The organism is Sphingobium psychrophilum, assembly GCF_012927105.1.
Classification (GTDB): Bacteria; Pseudomonadota; Alphaproteobacteria; order Sphingomonadales; family Sphingomonadaceae; genus Sphingobium; species Sphingobium psychrophilum.
Map to the genome: position 1 here is coordinate 19,320 of NZ_JABBFV010000028.1, position 18,960 is coordinate 38,279.

21 protein-coding genes and 1 pseudogene are annotated in these 18,960 nt (G+C 59.2%); 10 read left to right on the forward strand and 12 right to left on the reverse strand.

Going from position 1 to position 18,960, the window contains the following annotated elements; translation table 11 throughout:
• Positions 1-21: 21 nt before the first annotated feature.
• From HHL08_RS22555 to HHL08_RS26025, 8 genes are all read right to left on the reverse strand, one after another.
• Positions 22-1,362 carry an O-antigen ligase family protein gene (locus tag HHL08_RS22555; RefSeq protein WP_169575192.1) on the reverse strand — a complete coding sequence of 447 codons (1,341 nt, stop codon included), beginning with the start codon at positions 1,360-1,362 and terminating at the stop codon, positions 22-24.
• 139 nt (positions 1,363-1,501) lie between these two features.
• Positions 1,502-2,587, reverse strand: a complete 1,086-nt coding sequence (locus tag HHL08_RS22560; RefSeq protein ID WP_169575193.1) for a glycosyltransferase family 4 protein — start codon at positions 2,585-2,587, stop codon at positions 1,502-1,504.
• 14 nt (positions 2,588-2,601) lie between these two features.
• Complete coding sequence (locus tag HHL08_RS22565; protein WP_169575194.1) at positions 2,602-3,702, reverse strand: hypothetical protein; 1,101 nt, start codon at positions 3,700-3,702, stop codon at positions 2,602-2,604.
• A gap of 12 nt (positions 3,703-3,714) precedes the next feature.
• The gene (locus HHL08_RS22570; protein WP_169575195.1) at positions 3,715-5,253 is read right to left on the reverse strand and encodes an MBOAT family O-acyltransferase; all 1,539 of its coding nucleotides are present in this window, start codon (positions 5,251-5,253) and stop codon (positions 3,715-3,717) included.
• Positions 5,254-5,290: 37 nt separating this feature from the next.
• Positions 5,291-5,530, reverse strand: coding sequence for an acyl carrier protein (locus tag HHL08_RS22575; RefSeq protein ID WP_096063736.1), 240 nt, complete (start codon positions 5,528-5,530; stop codon positions 5,291-5,293).
• A gap of 31 nt (positions 5,531-5,561) precedes the next feature.
• Positions 5,562-6,746 carry a glycosyltransferase gene (locus HHL08_RS22580; protein WP_169575196.1) on the reverse strand — a complete coding sequence of 395 codons (1,185 nt, stop codon included), beginning with the start codon at positions 6,744-6,746 and terminating at the stop codon, positions 5,562-5,564.
• A 139-nt stretch (positions 6,747-6,885) separates the two neighbouring features.
• The gene (locus HHL08_RS22585) at positions 6,886-7,881 is read right to left on the reverse strand and encodes a glycosyltransferase family 2 protein (RefSeq protein WP_169575197.1); all 996 of its coding nucleotides are present in this window, start codon (positions 7,879-7,881) and stop codon (positions 6,886-6,888) included.
• Positions 7,878-8,771, reverse strand: coding sequence for a glycosyltransferase family 4 protein (locus tag HHL08_RS26025; protein ID WP_268932752.1), 894 nt, complete (start codon positions 8,769-8,771; stop codon positions 7,878-7,880). The genes HHL08_RS22585 and HHL08_RS26025 overlap by 4 nt, the downstream gene beginning before the upstream one ends.
• On the opposite strand from HHL08_RS26025, the gene HHL08_RS22595 reads away from it, so the two are divergent.
• Entirely contained in the window at positions 8,709-9,122 is a 414-nt protein-coding gene (locus HHL08_RS22595) for a hypothetical protein (RefSeq protein WP_169575199.1), read from the forward strand. The two genes, HHL08_RS26025 and HHL08_RS22595, sit on opposite strands and share 63 nt — an antisense overlap.
• Positions 9,123-9,334: 212 nt before the next feature.
• Positions 9,335-9,589, forward strand: coding sequence for a hypothetical protein (locus tag HHL08_RS22600; RefSeq protein WP_169575200.1), 255 nt, complete (start codon positions 9,335-9,337; stop codon positions 9,587-9,589).
• Positions 9,590-9,623: 34 nt separating this feature from the next.
• Here the strand turns inward: HHL08_RS22600 and HHL08_RS22605 are convergent, their stop codons facing one another.
• The gene (locus HHL08_RS22605; RefSeq protein ID WP_169575201.1) at positions 9,624-9,812 is read right to left on the reverse strand and encodes a hypothetical protein; all 189 of its coding nucleotides are present in this window, start codon (positions 9,810-9,812) and stop codon (positions 9,624-9,626) included.
• A gap of 425 nt (positions 9,813-10,237) precedes the next feature.
• Here HHL08_RS22605 and HHL08_RS22610 point away from each other — a divergent pair, with 425 nt between their 5' ends.
• The 5 genes from HHL08_RS22610 (at position 10,238) to HHL08_RS22630 (ending at position 14,050) form a co-directional block, all read left to right on the forward strand.
• Positions 10,238-10,483, forward strand: a complete 246-nt coding sequence (locus HHL08_RS22610) for a type II toxin-antitoxin system ParD family antitoxin (RefSeq protein ID WP_096064089.1) — start codon at positions 10,238-10,240, stop codon at positions 10,481-10,483.
• Positions 10,467-10,766, forward strand: a complete 300-nt coding sequence (locus HHL08_RS22615) for a type II toxin-antitoxin system RelE/ParE family toxin (protein ID WP_235955244.1) — start codon at positions 10,467-10,469, stop codon at positions 10,764-10,766. The genes HHL08_RS22610 and HHL08_RS22615 overlap by 17 nt, the downstream gene beginning before the upstream one ends.
• Before the next feature lie 176 nt (positions 10,767-10,942).
• Positions 10,943-11,491, forward strand: a complete 549-nt coding sequence (locus HHL08_RS22620; RefSeq protein ID WP_235955245.1) for a hypothetical protein — start codon at positions 10,943-10,945, stop codon at positions 11,489-11,491.
• Between the two features lie 362 nt (positions 11,492-11,853).
• Entirely contained in the window at positions 11,854-12,696 is an 843-nt protein-coding gene (locus tag HHL08_RS22625) for an FkbM family methyltransferase (protein ID WP_169575202.1), read from the forward strand.
• Between the two features lie 22 nt (positions 12,697-12,718).
• Complete coding sequence (locus tag HHL08_RS22630) at positions 12,719-14,050, forward strand: oligosaccharide flippase family protein (RefSeq protein ID WP_235955246.1); 1,332 nt, start codon at positions 12,719-12,721, stop codon at positions 14,048-14,050.
• Here HHL08_RS22630 and HHL08_RS22635 read toward each other — a convergent pair.
• On the reverse strand, positions 14,000-14,380 hold the full coding sequence (locus tag HHL08_RS22635; protein WP_169575204.1) for a hypothetical protein: 381 nt from the start codon (positions 14,378-14,380) through the stop codon (positions 14,000-14,002). The genes HHL08_RS22630 and HHL08_RS22635 overlap by 51 nt on opposite strands.
• Positions 14,381-14,439: 59 nt before the next feature.
• Positions 14,440-14,895, reverse strand: a pseudogene (locus HHL08_RS22640) (tyrosine-type recombinase/integrase); the annotation flags it as partial.
• Between the two features lie 371 nt (positions 14,896-15,266).
• On the opposite strand from HHL08_RS22640, the gene HHL08_RS22645 reads away from it, so the two are divergent.
• The 3 genes from HHL08_RS22645 (at position 15,267) to HHL08_RS22655 (ending at position 17,909) form a co-directional block, all read left to right on the forward strand.
• Positions 15,267-15,554, forward strand: a complete 288-nt coding sequence (locus HHL08_RS22645) for a helix-turn-helix domain-containing protein (RefSeq protein WP_169575206.1) — start codon at positions 15,267-15,269, stop codon at positions 15,552-15,554.
• Complete coding sequence (locus HHL08_RS22650) at positions 15,551-16,822, forward strand: type II toxin-antitoxin system HipA family toxin (RefSeq protein WP_235955247.1); 1,272 nt, start codon at positions 15,551-15,553, stop codon at positions 16,820-16,822. The genes HHL08_RS22645 and HHL08_RS22650 overlap by 4 nt, the downstream gene beginning before the upstream one ends.
• 805 nt (positions 16,823-17,627) lie before the next feature.
• Positions 17,628-17,909, forward strand: a complete 282-nt coding sequence (locus tag HHL08_RS22655) for an HU family DNA-binding protein (RefSeq protein ID WP_169575207.1) — start codon at positions 17,628-17,630, stop codon at positions 17,907-17,909.
• A gap of 169 nt (positions 17,910-18,078) precedes the next feature.
• On the opposite strand, the gene HHL08_RS22660 is transcribed toward HHL08_RS22655, so the two are convergent.
• Entirely contained in the window at positions 18,079-18,444 is a 366-nt protein-coding gene (locus HHL08_RS22660; RefSeq protein WP_176482879.1) for a hypothetical protein, read from the reverse strand.
• Positions 18,445-18,960: the final 516 nt, after the last annotated feature.

The following is an 18,960-nucleotide window of genomic DNA, read 5'->3' on the forward strand; positions in this document are numbered from 1 at the left end:
GGGCAAGATCGCGCGAAGCGCTCAGCGTGGCCGCCCGACAGGCCGCCGTCGCACCGGGGCACGCACTGGCTGGCGAACCGGGCTGCGCGCAAACAAGCCCAATGACCGGCCCCGTAGCTGATGATGCCTGCCAGGGCTCGCCTGGGACTGCACATAGATGAGCGCGATCGTCAGCATCAGGAAGACCTGCACGACCGATATCCGGTCCATCAGACTGGTTTCGGTAAGATTGTGACCGGCGCAGAAGAACAGGAGCGACAGGAGCAGCGCGCGGCAGTCTTTGGATATGGCATGGCTCAAGAGCAGGCGCATTGCCGGCCAGAGAAAAAGCGCCACGATGACGATCGCCAGACCTGGCGCGCCGATCGTCACCAGCATGTCGAGATAGCCATTATGGCCATGGCCTGCATATTGCGCGATCCAGCCGCTGGTGAAGTCCCAGATCGGGCCCTCTTGCCCGATCTGCCAGAAGGAGCCGAAGCCCGCGCCTGTCAGGGGATGTTCAGAGGCATAGGTCAGGAGGATCGGCCAGATCTGCGACCGACCGGTGAGCGCCTCGGGGTCGTTGAGAAGCGCGCTTGCATCCTCGATGTAAAGCGGCACAAGCAACAGCAAAAGGCCAGCGGTCATGAACAAGAGCGGCCCGAGCAGCGCGCGATAATGGGTGCTATAGGGTCGGATCACCAGGCCTGTGAGGATGGCGACAAACAAGATTCCCTGGGATGTCTTTGACTGGCTGAAATAGAGGAAGATGGCGCTCGCGGCGACAAGAGCCACTGACAGATAGGGCGGCACCGAGCGCCGGTCGAACAGGAAGAAAAGGATCGTGAAGGCGCACACGGCCCCAGCCAGATTCTTGTGCGGCAACAGGCCCCGCCAGTTGCCGACCACCGAGGGATCGCCTCCCGGACTATCGGGCTGCAGCCCGACGCCGGGTACGAGAAGCGAGGCGTAATTTGCCACAAGCACCACGATGAGCGTCCAGCGGACCAGCTGCAGCGTACGGTCGTAACCAAGCTCAGCGACCGCGCGAAACAGGATCCAGATGACCATCGCGGTGAAGATGAAGCGGCGAAGCGAAACAGCAGGCGCGATCGCCCAGCTGACGCTGATCAGACAATAGACCAGAAGAAGGATGATCGAGACCGGCAGCGGCAGCCAGCTAAGCCATCCCCTCCGGTGCCCGGGCAGCATGGCCACCGGACCTGCCACACCCAGCAGGACAAGAAAGAGGGTGCCAAGGAGCAGCTGGCGCACAATATCGCCTTTGGCGCTCTCGAGCGCGGCCTCGAAGCCCTCAAAGGATGAAGAGCCGACCGTTGCCAGGAGCAGAACGCCTATCAGCGCGAAGCCCGCAGCCACAAGTCGCCGTTGATCCTGTGGCCCCATCAAGGCAAAAGGCCGCGCCCGATTGATCATCTGCGCCTCGCCCACAGGGCAGAAAGGTCCGCATGCACCCGCTGGTGGCAGGTGCACGCCCCGCCTCGATGCCAAATGTCGTTCAGCATGCCGCTCCTGCTCCCATCAGCCTTTCATAGCGATCGACCATGATCGCGTTGGAGGCCTCAAGGCCGAGCCGACGCGCGCGCTGCGCCCAATGTGCATACTGGTCAGGCGATTGCAGCAGTTCAACCATTATTGCGCCGAGCCTTTGCGGGTCATCGAGCGGCACCACCTGTCCACAGAGCGTTCCATCCCTGGCCGTTACACCTTCCACCTGGACCGCCACGTCCGACACGATGAGCGGGAGCCCAAGCCTGGCCGCCTCGATCAGGGCGAGGCTATGGCCTTCATAATGGCTGACCTGTACGAAGATCGCCGCGCGGGCGGCGCGGGCAAGCGCCTGCGCGCGCGGCATATGGCCCAGAAATGCTACCTGGTCCTTAACGTTCAGATCAGCCGCGAGGCCACGCAATGCCGCTTCATCTTCCCCGGCGCCGACAATCTCCAGTCGTACTTTTGGGGCATGCGCCATGGCGGCAATCAGCAGCGGATAGTTTTTCTGATAGCTCAGCCGCCCGAGCGCAATCACAGGTCCGGTGATGCGCGTATCTATAGCCTTGGCCCGCAGTCCCTCGATCATGACTTCGATATGCCGGGGCAAGGCATTGCCAATGACAAGGCACTTGCGACGATAGGCTAAAGGCTTTGCCTGCAAGGAGGCATCGACCGCCTTCGATACGCTCACGATCGACGTCACGACGTCAAGCCGCCCCGTCAGACCATCGAGCCTGTCAAGCCATTTGCTGTGTGTCTCAACGGGCGAATGATGGGAAATGACAAGACGGGTCCGAACGCCGGCAAGCGTTGCGGCCAAGGGCAGGAGCACATTGGCCAATGGCATGGCGGTCACGACCATATCGGGTCGCTCTGCTTTGAGATAGGCCATCAGCCGTCTGACAAGCCGAACAGCCGCAAAGAGCGAGGAGGGTCGCTCGGATGCGACATGATGCCACAGGGGGGGCGAGGGGCTGTTATCCGTCTTGGGATAGAGCGCAAAACAGCCGGTATCATGGCCGCGTTCGCCAAGCCCTGTCGCGACGTCGTTCCATATCTCGACCAGCCCGCCCGCCTCGGAATGCGTCATGCCAAAGATGATTTTCATGAGCGGCCCCTGCCCTGCTCAAGCGCGCGCGCTTCTCCTTTGGTGCGGACGAGCAACGGGGCAATGGCCTGTGCCGCCGCCCTCGATGCGCGCACGGCACCCGTCCGGTTGAGATGGGCGGCGCTCTGATACAGCTCCGGATGCCGCGCCAGATCGTCCAGGGCAAGAACCGGTCCAAAGGGTGCATAGGCACGGCGGTCGCCGGTCGCCTGAAGCGGGCCGTAAAGGGGGAGCGAGAGGAACGCGAGCGATACGTCGGCGTGTCTTGCACGCCTAGCGATCGACGCAAGATAATGGCGATCGATCGCCAGGCGATATCGGTCGGGCAAGGGGCGCAGGAGCGCAAGACCCGCGCGCTGTCGCGCGACCGCGTCCCTGCTCATCGTCAGGAGCGCTGCGGGCGCCATTGTCTGCTCACCATTGACCAGCGTTCCATCGGCCGTGCGATAGCCCAAAGTCCGGTCAAGGCCGGTACCAGGATAATCCGATGCGACAAAAATATCGGTAACACCGAACCAGGCAGGATGCATCTGTTGTGCGACATTGGCGATATTGCGGAACGGCAAGGCCAGCAGGTTGGTGAAAAAATGGGCATTGACCAGCAGAGGCGCGCGCATCAGTTGCGCCGCACTCGCGGTCTGTTTGAACATCGGGTGAGAGTTTGTGATCTCGCCATCATCGGACAGGAGGATCAGCTGAACCTCGGGATGGGTTGCGAGCAGTTCCCGGGTGATCGTGTCTGCAAAATCTCGCCCCGGCATCACGATCGACAGATTGGCGACCGCTATGTCCCGCCCCAACCGGTCCGACAACGTTTGCGCCAGCACAGACGGGCTGATCCCTGATTCGAGCCGCGACGACCCGATAATGGCAATATCTATCGGGCTTGGGTCGAAGTTGAGCCGTTCGTAGATCCAGCGGCTATGGAACATCTGCGTGCCGGCAGACTGCTGCCAGGCGATATAGCGGTCAAAGGGCAGGCACAGGCTTAGCAGCAGACAACCCAATAGGCCTGCCCCAAGGCCAAGCCACAGGCGCCACAGAGCGCCGCCCTCAAGCGTCTGCACAGCCCTATCCTGATCATTATCGACGCTCATCCGCCCTGCCCCTCAATAGCCGGCATAGACAAATCCTCCGCTGCCCCGGCTGATGAACGCCAGACCAAGAAAGAAGAGCACGCCAAGCGGGATAGTCCAGGCGAGACGGGGCGCAAAGCTGAGGTTTAGGCATGGGCGCGCCTGCCCGCGCCAGGCCGCCCAAGCCAGCGCCGGATCGAACTTGCCAAGAAACTGCGCACTGTTGGGCAATAGAAAGACGATGGCAGCGGCCAAGAGCATCATCAGCCCATAGCCTGTAGCACCAAGGCCCGGAAGCGCGCCCCACACCACCGGCGCGCCGGCGTTGCCAAGGCCGATCATGGCTTCCCACAGATGCATAGTGGTTGCCATATCCGGTGCCCTGAAGGGGATCATCGTGATCAGCACGGCACTGAGCGTTGCAAGGTTGCCCGCTATCTTCGCGCCCCTTGAAACAGTCTTGCGCCGGGACTTGCGCCGCAAAAAGCGCCACCCCTCGGCTACGACCATGAAAAATGCATGGAGCAGCCCGAAGACCATGAAGGTCCAGTTGCCTCCATGCCAGGCACCGACGATGAACATGGCGATGAAGGTCGGCACGAGCACGCTTAATATATGCACGGGCCAACGTCCAAGGCGCCGCCGCATGGCCCATCGGGTGAGCGGCAGGGCCAGGGGCTGGAAGATATAATCACCGACAAAGCGGCCCAGGCTCATATGCCAGCGGCGCCACCAGTCGATGATGCTCGTGACGCGCATCGGCGAGAAGAAGTTGAGCGGCAGCCGGATCCCGACCATGCGGGCACAACCCAGCGCCATGTCGGAATAGCCGGAAAAATCAAAATAGAGTTGCAACAGATAGCCCACCGCCATCGACCAGGCGAGCAGCATGCCCATCTCCTGACCGGCTCCGGCTGCTGCAAAAAGCGGATCGACCCACAGGGCCAGACTGTCACCGATCACGACCTTCTTGAACAAGCCCAGAGCCAGGAGGATCGCGCCGACGCCAACATGCGTGCCGATCAAACCGCGATCGGGATCGGCTTCGGCCTGGGGCGCAAATTCCCGGTAATAGGTGATCGGTCCAGCCAGGATGGTGGGGAAAAATAGAATGGAGGCACCATAGGTCAGCGGATGGGCGGGCCCGATACGCGCCCGCGCCGTATCGACCAGAAACGCGATCTGCTGGAAGGTGAAGAAGGAAATGCCCAAAGGGAGAATGATATCGCGCAGCGGACTGGACATCGACACCAGACCCATATTAGCCAGCAGGAACCCGCTATATTTGAAGTAGAGCAACAGCAGAATATTGGCGCTCACGCCTGCGCTCAGCCAGGCGTGGCGCGCCTTGCCCGAACTTGCCAGGATCAGGCGTGAGCCAAGGAAATTGAGGGTGATGGAGGCGAGCAGCAGAACAAGTGCCCCACGGGCCGCAAAAGCGTAGAAGAATAGGCTCGCGGCGATGAGGAGGATCAGTCGGCCACGGCCAGGGCAAAGACGGGCCCATATCCAATAGGCCAGCACCGTCACTGGAAGGAAGACAAGCACAAAGCCATAGCTGTTGAACGCCATCAGCCGTCTTGCTCCCTAACCATCAGCCCGAGCGCGCTTATGCCGATAGCGCAAGGCTATCGACAAGATCGCCGAGCCGCTCAAAGCTTTCCCATTGTGCAATCGTCAATGTGACGCCGAACGACTCTTCGATCGCGACCATGAAACGAATGTTGCTCAGGCTATCCCAGCCATCGACGTCGCGGGCAGTCAGGTCGTCATGATAGACGATGTCGTCATTGTCGAACGTCTCGGCCAACACCGCCATCAATTGTTCGATTACGTCTTCGCGTGTCATCACGCCCCCTTTGTCGCTGATCGATACCCCGTCAACCGTCCGTTACCTGCTTGGCCATCAGCACACCATAGCTTTGTGCAGCAAGCCAGGCGCGATCCTGAGCCTCGCCGCTCATCCATCGATCGAGCATCTGTCCCCATTTGACGGACCGTTGTAAGGCGGTCCAGCTCGCCATAGCGTTGCGCGAGATACGCGCATAGAGCAACTGATCGGCCAAAAGCATGTCGATTGCGTCTGCCAGAGCCTTAGGGTTGCCCGCCCTGAACAGCAGCGCATTCTCGCGATCGGTGAAATGGCCGGCAAGCAAAGGGCGATGGGAAGCAATGATGGGTGTGCGCGAGACAAGGGCTTCATAGACGGTGAGCGGCAGACCCATCGGGAATGTCGCGCGATCCGCCATGATGACCGCATCGGCTGCGTTCATGCGCGCAGGGATCTGGTAGTTGGGGATTTGTCCCAGGAACCGTATCTTCTGGAAGAGGCCAAGCGAAATGCCGAGCGCCTGCATTTTATCGATATGGCCTTGTCCGATAATCTCCAGATGCACGTCACGCCTGCCCTTGAGCAGCGCCAGCGCGCGGATCAGATCCCCGACCCCCTTTTTTTCGTCGATCCGCCCGACATAGAGAAGCCTGTGGGGCTGGCGATCAGGCAATTGCTTGGCGGCAAACAGGTGGGGCGTGCGCTCATGGACGAAATCCCACGGCACAACCTTATGGGCAGCAACGCCCATATCAACAAGGGCTTTGGCGCCGCTCATAGTGTGGCCAGCGACCAGCGAAACACCCCGGTCGTTCAACATGGCGGGCAGCCGTGCCATGCCAAGATGGCGCGCGACAGGATTGATGGCAGGCAATCTTGTCAGGACACATGCCACATCGCGCGCGCCAGCGATCCCCCAGCGAATCAGTTTTGGCAGGGGTGCCTGCACAACGAGATGGGTAGGATCATAGTCCGCAACCATCGCCAGCACAGATTTCGTGTCACAAGCGCGACCTGCGCCCGCCCCCATCAACGTGACCCCCGATGGCAGGCGCAAGACATGACGGGGCGCCGCGCAGGATAATATCCCGGCCTGCCCGTATCGGCGTGCGATCCGGTTGAGCTCATCGAGCATATAGATCTGGCCGAACTGATACTCCACGCCTGATCGCTGGCGCTGCAGATGGACCTCGCGAAAGTCGCCGGAGGCCTGGACGACAAGCAAACGCTTCACGAGCGTCCTGCCCTCGCGCTGTGATATGGCGGGGGCAAGGGGGCTCGTGACAGGAGCGAAGGGCGCGGAACCAGGGCCCGCCAATGCGGGATGCGCTGGCAAGAACTGGGGCTTATGGCACGGACCTGCGCTCGCATGATCATGGCCCGGCGTCCTTGAGACTGCACATGGCAAGAGGGCGTTCTGGTGGCTGACGGCGACGCAAAAGCCCCTGGACAAGGCCGATCGCAACGATGTTCCAGTTGAGATAGGAGTAAAGCGCGCGTTTGAGCTGGCGCCTGCGCCACCACAAAAACAGGAGCGGCGCAATCAGCAGCGTCAATGTCACGCCGCCTGAGCCAAGCAAAAGGCTGGTGCCCACAAGCCCCCACCAGAGCATGACCGCCAGGCCATGACGCAGATGGCCAAAACGACAGATGACGACCCGGAAATGCGCGCGACCAATTGCCGCGCGCACGACCTCGCCCGGCGCACCGGCATAGCCTGTGCGCAGGCGTCGCCACAGCAGCGCCCCGTTGCCCAAGGTCAAGCCATGGTGATTGACCGCCGGGACATCGATCCGGGCCAGTTTCCAGCCTGCGGCAAGAAGCCGCGATCCGAGCTCAAACTCCTCGAAGGCATGGAGGTTGCGATCGGCAAAATAGCCGACCGTTTGAATAGCCGCACTTCTGTAGAGCCCCCCGCAATCCAATCGATCAACCTCGACGACGCCCGGTATAGCGCGTTTTTCAGCTTCTGCCGCGCGTACCGCAAACTCCAGATTGGCCGTCTCGACCTCTCTTATCCTTCCACCCACGGCCGCATGGCTCTGATGCGCTTCAAGAAAGGCCAGCCCTTTAGCCAGGAAGGCCGGGTCGAGAACCATATCGCCATCGAGCAGATAGAAATAGGGCATCCGGGCAGCCTGGAAAGCAAGCTGCGCGCCAGCGCCGCAACATCGTTCGTCAAAATTAGCCAGCTGAACGATACGCACGGCGTCATATGTTCGGGCGATCGCAAGCGTGCGATCGCTTGAGCCACTGTCGGCCAGCACCACCTCGCCGCCCAATGGCTTGACCGCGGCAATGGCACTTTCAAGCGCCGCCGCGATATGCCGTTCTTCGTTGAGCGCCTTGATGCCGATGGTGACTGTCATCCTTGCCCCCCTTCCCTTCTGGCAGCGAGCGTCCGGTAGCGCGCTTCATAGGATCGCGCCATGGTCGTGATGTTAAATCGGCGCGCCACGCGGGCGCGCAAGGCCGAACCGACAAAGGTCAGATCCTGGCCGAGCACGGTTACGAGACAATCAGCCAGCGCATCGACATCGTCTATGGCTGCGGTCAGGCGATAGTCGCTGGTAACCACGTCCTCCAGCCCAGGCGCGCGCGCTGCTATAAGCGGAACACGCGCCAGGAGAACCTGGATCGGCAGAAGGCTCAGCCCCTCGCTGCGTGACGGCATGAGGACAGCGTCATATTGGAAAAGAGTGTCAACAAGATGGGGGATGGAGCGAACGAAGAAAAAGCGCCATTCACGAACCTCCAGTCTCAAGCGCTCACGCAGGCGTCGTTCAAGCGGCCCTCGACCGCATAGCGTGACCTCGACATCCTTTCTGCCAGAACGGCTTTGGGCCTTTTCAAATATGGCAGGCAGTAAATCTGCTCCGGCTCGTTGATCCATGCCCCCGGCAAATAATATGCGAAAAGGCGACCTTGGACCGGCCAGCCGCGCAACGCGGCTTGGCTCGACGCCATAGGGTATGACTTCGGCGCGATCACGCTTTTGTCGCGCACCAAGGCCATAATCTGCACGTGCAGCAGCGCTCGACACCGCGACGGCATCGCCGCCTGCAAGACGGGCTGCAACCCATCGTCCCAATATCCGACAGCCTTTCCAGGGCGTGGTCCTGTAGACCGTACGCAGATGGACCGGCGCAGGCCATGTCCCGGGGAAGAGACTGGCCAGCGCAAAAGTCAATTCGGCATGCTCCAGATGCAGATGGACAAGATGGGGGCGTGTCAACTGGATGGATCGGCGCAGGCGCATCGGCGCTCCTCCAAAGTCAGCGGCATGACCGCCAAAGCGATTGAGCAGCGGCACGTGCCATTGCTGCAGCTGTTGGACGCGAGCCAGCGCCACGCCACTGGGCTTGGCGACCGCATCAATCACGAAGATCGAAAACTGGATGCGAAAACGCAGGGCGGCAATCAGGGAAAGGACAAGACCACTGCCACCGCCAGGCTCGAGGCTCGGCACGATATGCATGATGCGGACGCCCCCATCATGCGTGTCGGGCAGGTCGTACCCATCACCCATGCCCACTGGTCTGCATTTTCAGTGCCGGGCTGGGTGATAGACGTTACTGTCTGCAGCAACATCACAGGCGTCAAACTTTAGAGCCAATTTCCTGTTCCCCCATCTGCAAAGTCCCCGTCGTTGCGCCTATCAAGCTTGCAACAGGAGGTCCAGACCGACCCGCCCAGTCCAAACCCTGAGCGAGCGTCGACCAGAATGTCCCCCAGAGGCAATCGGCGCATCACCCGCCCGCTCGTCGGACAGGGAGGTTAATATTTCGATACCGTTCCATTTCATCAATACACCGAAACACGATGGCGTTGCACGGTGCAGGAGTGCATACCCATCACGCCGTCGCCCAGGTGATCGCCAACAACCTCCAACGGGATAATCCCATCCTGGCAGAGCAGGAGGCGGCGCGGTCACTGGGCTGGATCGCGGATCAGCTCGATCAGGGACGGCAGTTCGATGTAGCGAAGACCAAGCGCCGCGAGGATGGCGTAATCCATGCCGTTATCGAGCCAATCCACCAAGAAATGTTCGGTGGCCGGGTCAGGGTTGCGCGTTAGCCAACCGCCCCTGTTCAACCCCCTCAAATGTCACTTAGATCATCTGGAAGGTGCGCCGCCCATGGTCGCCTTCCACCTTGTCAGGCATGGCAAAGGCGATTCCCGTCAACTCGTCGATCGTCTCGGCAAGGCGATCGTTGAAGTTGTGGGAGCCGCGCAACATGCGCTTGGCGATTCTATGCTCCTGGTCCCGCCAGGCATCGCCTGCGGCCTGGTGCATCATCAACGCGAACAGCTTGCGCGCAAACAGACTAAGCCCCCCATGCGTAGCGGACTTCGACTAGCTCGCGCGGTTGCCCGCGATCCAGAGCTAGGGGCGGCACATCGCAATTATCTTGTGGCTCAGGCGATCGCCAGAGGATTGAACAAGGGCGATCCCGAAGGCGCGGGGCGTGATGCTGCACAGGCGCGGGGATGGATCGCAGATCAGCTCGTCCGGAGCCGGGTGTTCGAGCCTGCGAAGATGCGGGGTAGCGATAATGGAACGGTGGCTGTGTTGCAGCCGCTCCATGAGGAGATGTTTGCAGGACGTGTCAGAGTCGCACGTTAGCCGCGCCGGGAACGGTAAATCTTGCCAAGTGCGCAAATGAGCAGTAATTTGCACCAATAGTATGAATTATCGACTTCTTGATAGCTGGAGGCAGAGCCATGGGAACGGTGCGTAAGACAATCACTCTTACTGAGAAGCAGAACGCGTGGATCGCCTCCCAGATCGACGCTGGTCAATATACCAATGACAGCGAGGCGATCCGTGACCTTATCCGGCGTGAGCAGGAGCGTAGCTTTGAGGTTGAGGCAATACGCCAAGCTTTGATTGAAGGTGAGCAGAGTGGCGAGCCACAGCCGTTTGATTTCGATGTCTTTTTGCAACGCATGAATGCTGCTGATGCCTGAATATCGGTTTAGCCCAGCAGCCGAGCGCGATCTGGCTGAAATTTGGAGATATACCAGCAAGCAGTGGGGCAACGATCAGGCGAACCGCTATACACTTGCCTTGAAAACTATGTGCACCAACTTGGCTGAGGCCCCTCAGCAGGGGCAGAGTTGCGCCAACATCCGGCTAGGATATCGTCGGCGCAGTGCCGAGCATCACGTTATTTATTTTCGAGAAACAGATTATGGCATCGCTGTTGTGCGAGTTTTGCACCAGCGCATGGACGCCACTCGGCACCTGTAGGAGAGGGTAAGGTGGGAGCAATTGATAAAATATTCTCAGCAAAACGCTTATCTGAACCAGGTGGGCAGCCGTGCTAGAGCGTTTTCTAAGCAGATAGAATCATCTGCTGACTCGGGAAAACGCGGCAAAACAAAGGTCTAGATCACCCGATCCGATGCAATCGGGTCAGATACCGCTTGTCTTATGGCTTTTGGGTCCGTTTGGGTCATGATGGATTGCCCGGACCGGGGCCGTCGGCAGTTGATCGAAAGCATCGCTACGGAAAAACCCACAATCCATTGAGAGCCTTGATGTCCGAGAACCAACTGCGCGAGAAACTGCGGAAGATCGAAGCGCTTTATGCCGGAGCCAAGACGGACGGTGAAAAAGCTGCTGCCGGCGCTGCGGCCGATCGGATCAGGGCAAAATTCGAGAATGCGCGCAAACAGGAGGAGGCCAGGGAGTTTAAATTCTCAATCCCTGATCCCTGGTCGCGGCAGCTCTTCATCGCCCTGTGCCGACGCTATGGCATTAAGCCCTTCCGCTACAGGCGCATGCATCATCAAACCGTGATCGTCCGTGCGCCGGGCAGTTTCGTCCAGAAAACGCTTTGGCCAGAATATGAAGAACTGAGCGCCGCGCTGACCATGCACCTTGCCGATATCACGACGAAGATCATTCGCGAGGAAGTTCATGCGGCGACCCAGGATGCCGAAGAGGTGAATGATACACGCAGCCTGCGCTGAACATGACGCCAAGAGGTTGGGAAGGAGCAAAATGCCGGACTACATATGTCGCTTGGCAAACGCATGCCCTGTCGATCCTGCCCTATGTTCACGTTGGATGAGGCCGGCCATCCGATGGGCTCGCTGAGCGATAGGATCACCTTGTCATACGCAGAACATGCCCCTGTGCCTGAGGCACGCCTCGGGAAACAGGGCTGCATGGCATCAATGCGGTTGCCTTCACAGGCCCGTTGCCCCTCCAGATCGCGCCTGGTGAATATGACCGGCTAAGCTCCCTTGCTTTCGATAGTGGTAGACAATATTGGTTGCGGGCAAACAAGGGCGGCGCAGAAGATTTGGCCCCTCGTCATGTGGAGGCTTTCTTGATAGCAAAACTGGCGCGGCGGGCTCTCATTGTGACAGATAGCATTCGTGTGCTGGGCATCTTGGGCGCGGTACGGGCGCATGTCGGCAATTTCGTTGGCAAAAGAGGAACATCTTTCCCGCGATCACGTCCGCTCCGGATCAAGGGGTGGATGCGCCCAGTTCATTATCGGATGGGCAGCAGTGACTGGCCCGTCCTTCAGAAGATCTTCATGGAAGAAGATTATCATATTCCCTCTCCCGCGCATGCCCGTGCGGTGGACGACCTCTACGCACAATTGCTGGAACGGGGCGTGCGGCCCATAATCGTCGATTGCGGCGCGAACATCGGTCTGGCGAGCGTCTGGTACGCCAACCGGTTTCCAGCTGCACGCATCTATGCGATTGAACCTGAGCCCAATAATTTTGCTATTCTTGAGCGTAACTGCAGCGGCTATGATCAGATCATTCCCTTGCAAGTCGCGATTTCCGACCGGGAAGCCCAGGTCGCACTGACAAATTCCGTCGATGAACCCTGGGCATGGGAAACGACGGAAAGCGAAAATGGCGGCATCGCTACCACGACGATCGACAAGCTGTACGGACAGGAAAGCGGTACGGCACCCTTTATCGTCAAGGTCGATATCGAGGGGTTCGAGGTGGAACTGTTTCGATCCAATGTGGAATGGGTCGATCACACGCCTGTCATTGTGTTCGAAAGCCATGATTCAATGTTCCCGGGGCGCGGCACCGCGCACGCCATCTTGTCAGTCCTGCTCGCCCATCCCAGGGAATATCTGCAGCGCGGTGAAAACATGTTCGCAATCAGCCGCGCGCTGACCCAAAGCGGCGTACCACGCTGACTTGGGCTTAAAATTGTCCGCCATGAACGATCAGCGATCCACGATAGTCCGCGGATTTTTGTGGACCACAGGCATCTATGCCAGTTCCATAGCCGTCAGGTTCCTCACAAGCGTGGCCCTGTCACATCTTCTGGCCCCGGCAATATTGGGCGTCATTGTCATCGCCCAAACCGTTCGCATCGGCGCTGAGCTGCTAGGCGATCTGGGGTTGGAGCAAAGTGTTATTCGGTCCGCGCACGGAGATGATCCGCGTTTCCTCAATACCGCCTGGACCGTTCAGTTGCTCCGAGGCGGTGTCATTTCTCTCCTCTGCTTCGCGCTGGCACCGTTTTTTGCGAGCCTTTTTGGGGTCAGTCTAGCGGTTATGGCCACAATCGCCGCGGCACCGATGCTCAATGCGCTTGCCTCGACGTCGGTGTTCAGCGTTGCACGGCGGTTGGATATCAAGGGCCGCAACCTGTTCGAACTCATTGCCGAAACCTTTGGCCTGTTGATCAATATCACATTGGCCCTCACAATGCCTACCGTGTGGGCGCCTGTCCTTGGGCTTTTACTTACAGTTGCGGTACGGTCGGCCATCAGCTATTGCTTGCCCCACCCGCGACATCATCTTCTGCTGGATAAGGCGTTCATACGCGAGATATTGGGTTTCGGAAAGTGGATAGCATTATCCTCCGCTGCGCTCTACGCAACGTCTTACAGTGACCGTTTCTATCTAGGCGGGCTGGTGAGTTTGCAGCTGCTGGGCATTTATGGCTTGGCGCGCGCTATCTCCGACCTCCCTGTTTCGCTGTCCAATCGGCTTGGCTACCTCGTCATCTTTCCTGTCGTTGCAGCTGATCGGGAAACGGTCGGGACAGCGTCACGCGCGCATCTGACCCCAGTGCGGCGCCAGTTCCTGTCGCTTGCGGCGATCGGCATTGCGACACTCATGGCCTGGTCCGACTGGGTCGTATCCCTGTTTTACGACAGCCGGTATCAGGCGGCGGGCTGGATGCTGTTCCTGCTGTTGAGCAGCAGCTGGGTGGCCGTCCTGGCAGCATTTAATGAAGCCGTCATACTGGGACGAAGTAAGCCGCAGGCCGTCAGCATCGCCAATCTTTGCCGAATCCTGTTTCTGATCCTGGGCTTGCCGGTGGGCTTTCACCTATATGGGTTGCCTGGCACTATAATTGCCCTGACCACTGCGGAAATAGCGCGCTATAGTGTGTTGCTCATAATCGTGAAGGGGTTGCGGCTGGGATTTATACGCCAGGACGTCGCAATCACCGTCGGCCTTTCAGCGCTTCTTGCGGGCTGGGTGCTATTGCGCCGTTTTCTGGAACTGGGCTCGCCACTCGATTTCCTCCCATAGATGAAGGGCGATGCCTTGGTCGCCAGGGCATGTCGGATGTAGCGTACCCGGTTTCGTAAATTCTGGGCGTACCCAAAAAAGCTGCGCGATGGGTTTCATGTTCTCCTTGGTCGGCCGCGCTCTTAGTCTTTGCGTAACTACCCACGCCCAGGAGGTGCGCTGATCTTGGGTAATCCAGGCCATGGCCAGCGCGCGCGTGATGACCGTCGCCTGCGTCGCGTCCACGAACGCGACGAAATCGCCGAGACAGCGCTCTTCGCTTTGGTAGCGATAGCCGAACCCGCGCCGCATGCGGACATAGCAGGTCAGCGCCTGACGCAGCGCGCTCATTGCTCACCTCCCAGCCACGACTGGCCGAGGGGTCGGAGGCTGTCGAGATCGACCTTGGCTTAGATTCTGGTCCTATCCTGCTGTTCATGGCGCAGGAGCTGGCAGATCTCAGTCAGGGTGGCGCCCGATCGTAACAGGTCCGTCGCGAGGCTGTGCCGGAAGATGTGCGAACCACGTCGACCGGGGCCGACGATGCCGGCACGCCTCATCGCCGAGCGGGCGACGGTCTGTATGCCGGCCGCCCCTTTGAACCCGGAATATGGCGCAACGGCGAGCAGGAACAGCCGCCGACGGTCAGAACGGGGACGACCGTGCTGCAGATAGGCGGCAATCGCGGCGCCGACATCATGCGGCAGTGGCATGGTGGTGATCTTCCGTCCCTTGCCCCGAACGGTGAACTGACCCGCGTGCCAATCGATATCATCAAGGCTGAGCCTTGCCACTTCGCACGCGCGCAATCCCAACCGGGCGAGCAGCATCAGGATCGCATAGTCTCTTCGACCGGCCGCAGTGTTCCGGTCGCAACCGTCGAGGACGCGCTGGCCCCCTTAGTGGGATTTCCGAGACGATACCCTCACCGATACCCGGGGACTTTTTGCTGGGGAGGTTCGAGTCCCGCAGCGGCAAATACTGCCTGAACACAGTCCGGCTTTGCTGGGGAGTCGGCTCGCACGATTCTGACCGCCCGAACGCATAAATTGATCTCGCACGACGACCCGGCCCGTCGCCCATAAGGTACGATGCGATGAGGGGTAAGATATGTTTACATATCTTATACCGCCTATATGATATGAAGGCGGATCAAAGAGATTTGACGGCAACATGCAAATAAGATACGCAAACGTTCCATCGAATCTCAATATGAATCGCATCAGGATCATTAAGCGTGACATCGGATCCCCTCAACGAACTCGGCGACCTTCTGCGGCAGGCGAGATTAACCGCTGGCTTGACGCAGGAGCAGGTTGCCGATCTGGCCGGCCTATCCCGTCCCCGCTATCGGGATATCGAAACAGGCGCCGCGGCCGCCCGTGTCACCACGCTGATGAATGTCTCCCGCGCGCTCGGGTTGGAGATGATGCTGGTGCCGCAAGCAATGGTCCCCGCCGTCCGGGCGTTGATGCGTCCGCATGACGACGACGACTTGCCCGCCTTTGTTTCACAACCCGATTGAAGACGAACGTCATGGCTCAAACTCCTCACACACCTCAGGCGATCCAGTCCCTTGACGTGTTCCTGAATGCGCTGAAGGTTGGTGTGATCGTCAGGACGCCGGGCGACTTCAACGCGTTCAGCTTTGACGAGGCATATCGGGCGACGGGCGGTTCGCCGATCCTCAGCCTGTCCTTCCGGGCGGCTACCGGGGGTTTGCGCAAGGATCCTAAGCCAGTGAGCGGGGCGTTGCTGGCTTTCTTTGCGAACCTGCTGCCAGAGGACAAGCTGCGCGAGGCGATGGAAAAGCATCACGCAGGCGCCGTCCGTCCGGGCAATGACTTCGACCTGCTGGCAGCGCTCGGCGCGGATCTGCCGGGAGCAGTCAGGGTCCTGCCGAGTGACGGCACGAACGTGAAGCCGAAGGCCAGTGCAAAGGGAAAGCCAAAGGCGCGCTTTTCGCTCGCGGGCGTGCAGATGAAGCTGTCGGTGATGAAGAACACCGGCAAGGGTGGTGGCCTGACCCTTCCGCTCGATGACAGCCAGGGGCAATATATCGCGAAGTTCCCCTCGACGGCATTTCCCGGCGTGTCCGAAAACGAATTTGCCAATCTCGCCCTGGCGGCAGCGATCGGCATGGATGTGCCCGAGCGCGAACTGGTCGAGAAGTCCGATTTTGAAGGAATTCCGGAAGATTTCGACACGCTGTCGGAGGGTAAGGTTCTTCTCATCCGGCGCTTCGACCGTGGGCCACAAGGCGAGAGGATACACATTGAAGACTTTGCCCAGGTCTTTGGCGTCTATCCCTCCCGCAAATATGAAGGGGCTGCCTATCACGACATCGCTGCGGCCTTAAACACGGTCGTCTCCGCTACCGCCGCGCTCGAATTCGTGCGCCGGCTGGCGCTAGCGGTGATGACGGGAAATGGCGACATGCACCTGAAAAACTGGTCGCTGATCTATCGAGATGAAGGCAGCACGCCCGCGCTCGCACCGATCTACGACGTGTTGTCGACCATCCCCTACATTCCCTCAGACAGCATGGCGCTGTCGCTTGGTGGCGAACGGTCGTTCAAGACGCTGTTGGCGTCTCGCTGGAAATCCTTCGCGAACCGCGCGAGACTGCCCGAGCCAGCGGTTCTCCAAGCCGTGGTAGAGACGGCAGCACTCGTCAACGAGCGTTGGTGGCAGTTGCCAGAACGCGACATCGTGCCTGCGACGGTGCTGGAGCGTATCGACGCGCATGTGAAAGCGATCACACCGATTTTGAATTCTTGCGCAGAGAAATGAATCGTGCCGTTCCGAGGATCAGGCCAGGCGTCAGCCCCACATATGGTCTTAATAGCTGCTCATGGACGATCAACGGCCCCCAATTCACCCGGTCTTGGAAGCCAGGTCTGCAGATCAAACGGCCTGATAATGTCGGCCATTTTATCTTGCCCCACCTCGTGAACGGCGAGCATTGCGGAGGGTGTGGATTTGACCAGGCTACCTTCCTGGCTAGCGCCAATCCCGTTCGCCGTACCTACACCGCGCTCGCCTCTGGGGCAGTTATGGGATCTACAGGGGTGATCCGTCAGGATCATATCATGGCTGGAGCCAGGCAGCTAGCGGAGTTGAATGGCACATCGCTCACCCAGTTTCTATCTTCGCTGATCGCCGCGGGTACGAGGGAGTTGAGGGCAAATGCAGACATCCGGCTCCGTGCAGAACATGCTAATCGGGCCGCGGCGCTTTCAATCCTCTCGCAGGTGCCAGATCCGACGCCCCTTGCCGGCGACGCATTGCCTGGGACGCATTGAAGGAGCGACAGCCTATGTAAAGAAGGAGCGTTTAGTCAACGTACCCTGTGCATGGCCAATAATCATACATGCCATGCAAGCAATATTTGATCGACCGGTCGATTCAAGACTGGTTGCTTATGGGCAATTGAAAATCTAAATATGAAATTTCACTTCTGCACTTGCCCCCTTATCCATCTCATTCAAGCATTCCATCCGCACGAAATCGCCTTGAGGATAGCGGCTGCATTTATTCTCGCTTCCCCAGTGCCGGTCTCATATGCACAGGACATACCGGCAAGGAGATTTTCGCTATGATTCGATCGGAACTTGTGGAAAAATTGTCCGTAGACCACCCCCACCTGTCCCGTGCGGAGCTTGCCAAGGTCATCGACCTTTTCTTCACCTCGATAACAGAGCAACTGCGAGAGGGCGGCAGGGTAGAATTGCGCGATTTCGGGATATTTTCCGGTCGGTCAAGAACCGCTAGAATTAGCCGTAATCCTCGTTCAGGCGCACAAGTCCAGGTCACGGCCAAGCGCCTGCCCCATTTCAAATGCGGAAAGGCTTTGGCGAAGCGCATTAATAGCTGCTGATGGACCATCCGCGGCCCTCATCTTACCCGATCTTGCAAGATAGCCAGGCAGAAGAAACGGCCTGATTATATCGGTTGTCTTATCTTGCCCCCGTGACCGGCGGGCATGGCGGAACACGAAGAATTGAACAGGCTTCCTTCCTGGTACGCGCTAAACCCGTTCGCCGCGCCTACACCGCACTCGCCTCTGGGGCGGTTATGGGGTCAACAGGATCGACTCGCCGTCCACCGACGCATCGCAAGGCGATGAACAGGACCGTAGGCCATAGCATGGTGTTGAGGATGTCAAGGCCCGTATCGTGCCACCGCCAGGAACCATAATATAGCCGATTCAGGATTTCGTTGCCGGCCTCAAAGACACCAACCGCCGCGAGCGGCACCGGCGTATCAAGGCGTTTTCCCGATAGGACCCGCACGCATATCATGACCAACAACCCTGCATGCACATGGAGCATGTCATCGGACAGACCGGTGGCATCGCGGATCGCATTGATCAATTCTGTATAGCGAGCCGGCACGTTCATATCGCCGACCATATCGGATGTGCGAGGGGTTGGCGATGCTTGTTCGCGCTTGCAACATTAATCCCGGTGCGCCCTGAGGGAACAGAAAAACCAGCTGAGCGCACCGGAACCGCAGAGGCACCCTTTAGGCACCACGCCAACTCTTTCCGCCGTCGCGGTTCGAGTCGCGCATTCGATAGCAGAGTGACCGCAAGCGCCAAGTCCGCTGCTGCCATTTGAAAGTTTGACCATTTATGGACGAGCTCTTTTAAAGAACTTGAAAACAGAAAATAGCGACGGAACGGGGCGGATTTTCGCTATTGCCAGCCACAGACGCCGCGATCGGAAGCCTGCTGCTGCTACGATGCGGGCCAGGCGGCGCGATCAAGGATAGCTCTGCCACGACATCACAGGGTTCATGGTCTTAGCTCGACTTTGTACGTTTTTGGTCAGGTCCAAGTCCAGAAGATGCTGTTTTCAGCGATGTGGTCGAGGGCCTGATCGAGTGGCAAGACGCATCCGCCCATATCGTCAATATCTTCCCATTTT

Excerpts from the sequence above, each read along its gene's own strand:
- HHL08_RS22600 (WP_169575200.1), top strand. The coding sequence starts at position 9,335 with ATGGCGTTGCACGGTGCAGGAGTGCATACCCATCACGCCGTCGCCCAG.
- HHL08_RS22565 (WP_169575194.1), bottom strand. The coding sequence starts at position 3,702 with ATGAGCGTCGATAATGATCAGGATAGGGCTGTGCAGACGCTTGAGGGC.
- HHL08_RS22595 (WP_169575199.1), top strand. The coding sequence starts at position 8,709 with ATGCTCCAGATGCAGATGGACAAGATGGGGGCGTGTCAACTGGATGGA.
- HHL08_RS22655 (WP_169575207.1), top strand. The coding sequence starts at position 17,628 with ATGATTCGATCGGAACTTGTGGAAAAATTGTCCGTAGACCACCCCCAC.
- HHL08_RS22605 (WP_169575201.1), bottom strand. The coding sequence starts at position 9,812 with ATGATGCACCAGGCCGCAGGCGATGCCTGGCGGGACCAGGAGCATAGA.
- HHL08_RS22560 (WP_169575193.1), bottom strand. The coding sequence starts at position 2,587 with ATGACGCATTCCGAGGCGGGCGGGCTGGTCGAGATATGGAACGACGTC.
- HHL08_RS22585 (WP_169575197.1), bottom strand. The coding sequence starts at position 7,881 with ATGACAGTCACCATCGGCATCAAGGCGCTCAACGAAGAACGGCATATC.
- HHL08_RS22615 (WP_235955244.1), top strand. The coding sequence starts at position 10,467 with ATGCTGCTGATGCCTGAATATCGGTTTAGCCCAGCAGCCGAGCGCGAT.
- HHL08_RS26025 (WP_268932752.1), bottom strand. The coding sequence starts at position 8,771 with ATGCGCCTGCGCCGATCCATCCAGTTGACACGCCCCCATCTTGTCCAT.
- HHL08_RS22630 (WP_235955246.1), top strand. The coding sequence starts at position 12,719 with ATGAACGATCAGCGATCCACGATAGTCCGCGGATTTTTGTGGACCACA.
- HHL08_RS22610 (WP_096064089.1), top strand. The coding sequence starts at position 10,238 with ATGGGAACGGTGCGTAAGACAATCACTCTTACTGAGAAGCAGAACGCG.
- HHL08_RS22575 (WP_096063736.1), bottom strand. The coding sequence starts at position 5,530 with ATGACACGCGAAGACGTAATCGAACAATTGATGGCGGTGTTGGCCGAG.
- HHL08_RS22660 (WP_176482879.1), bottom strand. The coding sequence starts at position 18,444 with ATGGTCGGCGATATGAACGTGCCGGCTCGCTATACAGAATTGATCAAT.
- HHL08_RS22635 (WP_169575204.1), bottom strand. The coding sequence starts at position 14,380 with ATGAGCGCGCTGCGTCAGGCGCTGACCTGCTATGTCCGCATGCGGCGC.
- HHL08_RS22570 (WP_169575195.1), bottom strand. The coding sequence starts at position 5,253 with ATGGCGTTCAACAGCTATGGCTTTGTGCTTGTCTTCCTTCCAGTGACG.